The 2,795-nt window shown below is 57.1% G+C and carries 3 protein-coding genes and 1 pseudogene; 2 read left to right on the plus strand and 2 right to left on the minus strand.

The window, feature by feature from the left end:
• Both H6B10_RS13850 and H6B10_RS13855 read right to left on the minus strand, forming a co-directional pair.
• Window positions 1-982, minus strand: a 982-nt coding sequence (locus H6B10_RS13850) for a [Fe-Fe] hydrogenase large subunit C-terminal domain-containing protein (protein WP_345941851.1), incomplete at its 3' end; no start/stop codon positions are given.
• Between the two features lie 7 nt (window positions 983-989).
• Window positions 990-1,355, minus strand: coding sequence for a transcriptional repressor (locus H6B10_RS13855; protein ID WP_204652139.1), 366 nt, complete (start codon window positions 1,353-1,355; stop codon window positions 990-992).
• Between the two features lie 388 nt (window positions 1,356-1,743).
• Here H6B10_RS13855 and H6B10_RS13860 point away from each other — a divergent pair, with 388 nt between their 5' ends.
• Both H6B10_RS13860 and H6B10_RS13865 read left to right on the plus strand, forming a co-directional pair.
• Window positions 1,744-2,184, plus strand: coding sequence for a MarR family winged helix-turn-helix transcriptional regulator (locus H6B10_RS13860; RefSeq protein ID WP_204652140.1), 441 nt, complete (start codon window positions 1,744-1,746; stop codon window positions 2,182-2,184).
• A 27-nt stretch (window positions 2,185-2,211) separates the two neighbouring features.
• Window positions 2,212-2,795 (plus strand): annotated as a pseudogene (locus H6B10_RS13865) (carcinine hydrolase/isopenicillin-N N-acyltransferase family protein); the annotation flags it as partial.

Here is a 2,795-nt window from a genome sequence, read left to right on the forward strand (position 1 = left end):
CGGGTTGCAACTGCAGCAGGGTCTGGGGAGCGTCCTGGCCGGTGAGATAGGCGTAGGCGGTACGCAGCGCCGCCTCCATCACACCGCCGGTGTTGCCGAAGATAACGCCCGCGCCTGAAGCCTTGCCCATCAAAGAATCGTAGGCGGAATCCTGCAGGGCATCCCAGTCGATGCCGGCAGCCTTGGCCCACCGGGCCAGTTCCCGGGTGGTAATCACCTGGTCGGTGTCCCGCATCCCTTCCACGCCGTGGTAATCGCCGGCGGCGTGCATTTCTTCCCGCCGGATCTCAAATTTTTTGGCGGTGCAGGGGGTCAGGGCTACATGGACGATTTGCGTGGGGTCCAGGCCCATCTGTTTGGCAAAATAGGTTTTTACCGTGGGGCCCTGCATGCCGATGGGACTTTTGGCGGTGGACAGGTGGGGCAGCAGTTCCGGGGCGTAGATCTCCGCAAAATGCACCCAGCCGGGGCAGCAGCTGGTGAACTGGGGCAGGGGACGGTCCTTCTGGGTGATGCGGCGGATCAGCTCACTGGCTTCTTCCACAATGGTAAGGTCGGCGGCAAAGTTGGTGTCCAGCACATAATCGACCCCCAGGGCACGCAGCAGGGCGACCATTTTCCCCTCTACAAAGGCGCCCGGCTCCATGCCGAACTCCTCACCCAGAGCGGCACGGACGGCGGGGGAAGTGCTGACCACCACCACCTTGTCCGGGTCGGCGATGGCTTTTTGCACCTGCGGCGTTTCGTCCCGCTCGGTGATGCTGTCCACCGGGCAGACATTGGCGCACTGGCCGCAGTAGATGCACAGTGCTTTGCCGCCTGTCTGCTCCAACGTGTAGCTTCCGTGTACCCCCATCAGGTTGGTGCAGGCTTCCTTGCACATACCGCAGCGGATACATTTTTCTTCCCAACGAACGATGCTGGGGTTGTCTGCCTCAATGGCAACTCGGACTGACAATGGTAAATGGTTCAGTTGGCTCACTTCCTTTTTATTTGCTTTTGTTCCGGCAGGCTTCACACAAAACGTTCAGTTTCAGATCATAGGACAAAATGGGGATTCCCGCCTTTTTTTCAAACTGTTCGGTAAGGTCGCCCAGGTCAATATCCATCAGCTTACCGCACGCTCTGCACACCAGGTGGTCGTGGCGCTGGATACGGTCATACCGGTCGGGCATTCCTTCCACCGATATCTTGTGGATCAGATCCTCCTGCAGTAGGCGGTTGAGGTTGTTGTACACCGTAGCCAGCACCACCGTCGGGTAGGTCTGCCGAAGCGCCCAAAAAATCTCCTCAGCCGTCATGTGGCTGCGGGAGGAACTTACGATCTCTAAAATTTGCTTTCCATATTTCGTCACAGTACTCAACACCATTTTTAGAATTATTCTAATTCTATTATATCGATTTTTCCCGTCCGGTCAAGGGGTAAATTGCCCAAAATACCGTTTTCGCTTTTGGGCAGAAGTGTGATGTTGCAACAAATGACCTGTCATCCCCAGTTTGCCGCCGCAGCGGCCGGGACTCCGCTTTTTTATTGTGCTGTAACCAAAAATAGACAAAGCAGCGGGAAATATCTGCAAACAATAGAGGCGGGGGCCGGTGAACCGGGCAGGGGAAACTTCACGCTTTTGGCATGGCGTGCACACAATAAAATAAAAACGGCTGGAAGAAGTTGACACTTCAACTTCTTATTGCTATACTCATAAAGTTGTGTTTTCAACTTCTGGAAACGAAAGGAGTTTGTCCATGATCGAGCGGTTTGAACGGTTTTCTCTGGCCATTGCGGAGATTTCCCGCTGCTGGCACAAGCTGGCAGGGGAGGAAATGAAGGCGTACGGTCTCAAGGGGGCCCATGCCACCTACCTGACCATTTTGTACCGCTACCCGGCGGGCATCACGGTGCCGGAACTGTGCGAACTGTGCCTTAAGGATAAATCCGACGCTTCCCGTATGCTGGCCATTCTGGAAGAGAAGGGCCTGGTGCGCAAGGAGGGCGGCTACGGCGGCGCGGTACTGCTTACCGAAGCCGGACGTACCGCCGCCATCCAGGTGCGGCAGCGGGCATCCCGGGCGGTGGAAGCCGGGGGCAAAGACCTGACCGACGAGGAACGGGCCGTTTTCTATAAAGCCCTTGGCTCCATTGCCGACAACCTGCGCGCTTTGGCCGACGAGGGAATCCCGGAATAAACGGAAAAAGGAAAGGAAAAAAAGAGAATGAATGCGGTAGAAACCAAACCCAAAAGAAGTGTAAAAAAGATCCTGCTCACGGTGCTGGCCGTGCTCGTGGTACTGCTGGTGCTGGCCTTTGCGGGCGTCTGGGCCGTCTGGCATAACGAGATCAGCTCGGTGGCCAGCATCCGGATGCTGCGGGAGCGCAACGACGACCACCTGGACGGCGCGGTCTATTCCATGGAGGTGAAAGGGGACTTTTACCTGGATGACTTTGTGGCCCAGGGCGGTGTTTCCAGTGATACCGAACTGATTCAGTTCATCACCGACAACATCACCCACGGCGTGGTAAACCTGAACATGACCGCCCCCGAGATCGGCTGTTCCTCCTTTACGGCCACCGCCGAAAACGGGGACGCCCTCTTTGCCCGCAACTACGACTTCTCCAAGACCAACGCCATGCTGGTCTTTACCGAGGCCAACGAAGGCCGCCATGCCACCATCTCCACGGTGGACCTGCAGTTCCTGGGCATTGACGTGGACCAGGATATGACCGGCCTGATGGACAAGGTCATCTGCCTGGCGGCCCCCTACGCCCCGCTGGACGGCATCAATGACGCGGGCGTCAG

The sequence above is a fragment of the Gemmiger formicilis genome (assembly GCF_016901605.1).
Classification (GTDB): Bacteria; Bacillota; Clostridia; order Oscillospirales; family Ruminococcaceae; genus Gemmiger; species Gemmiger formicilis_B.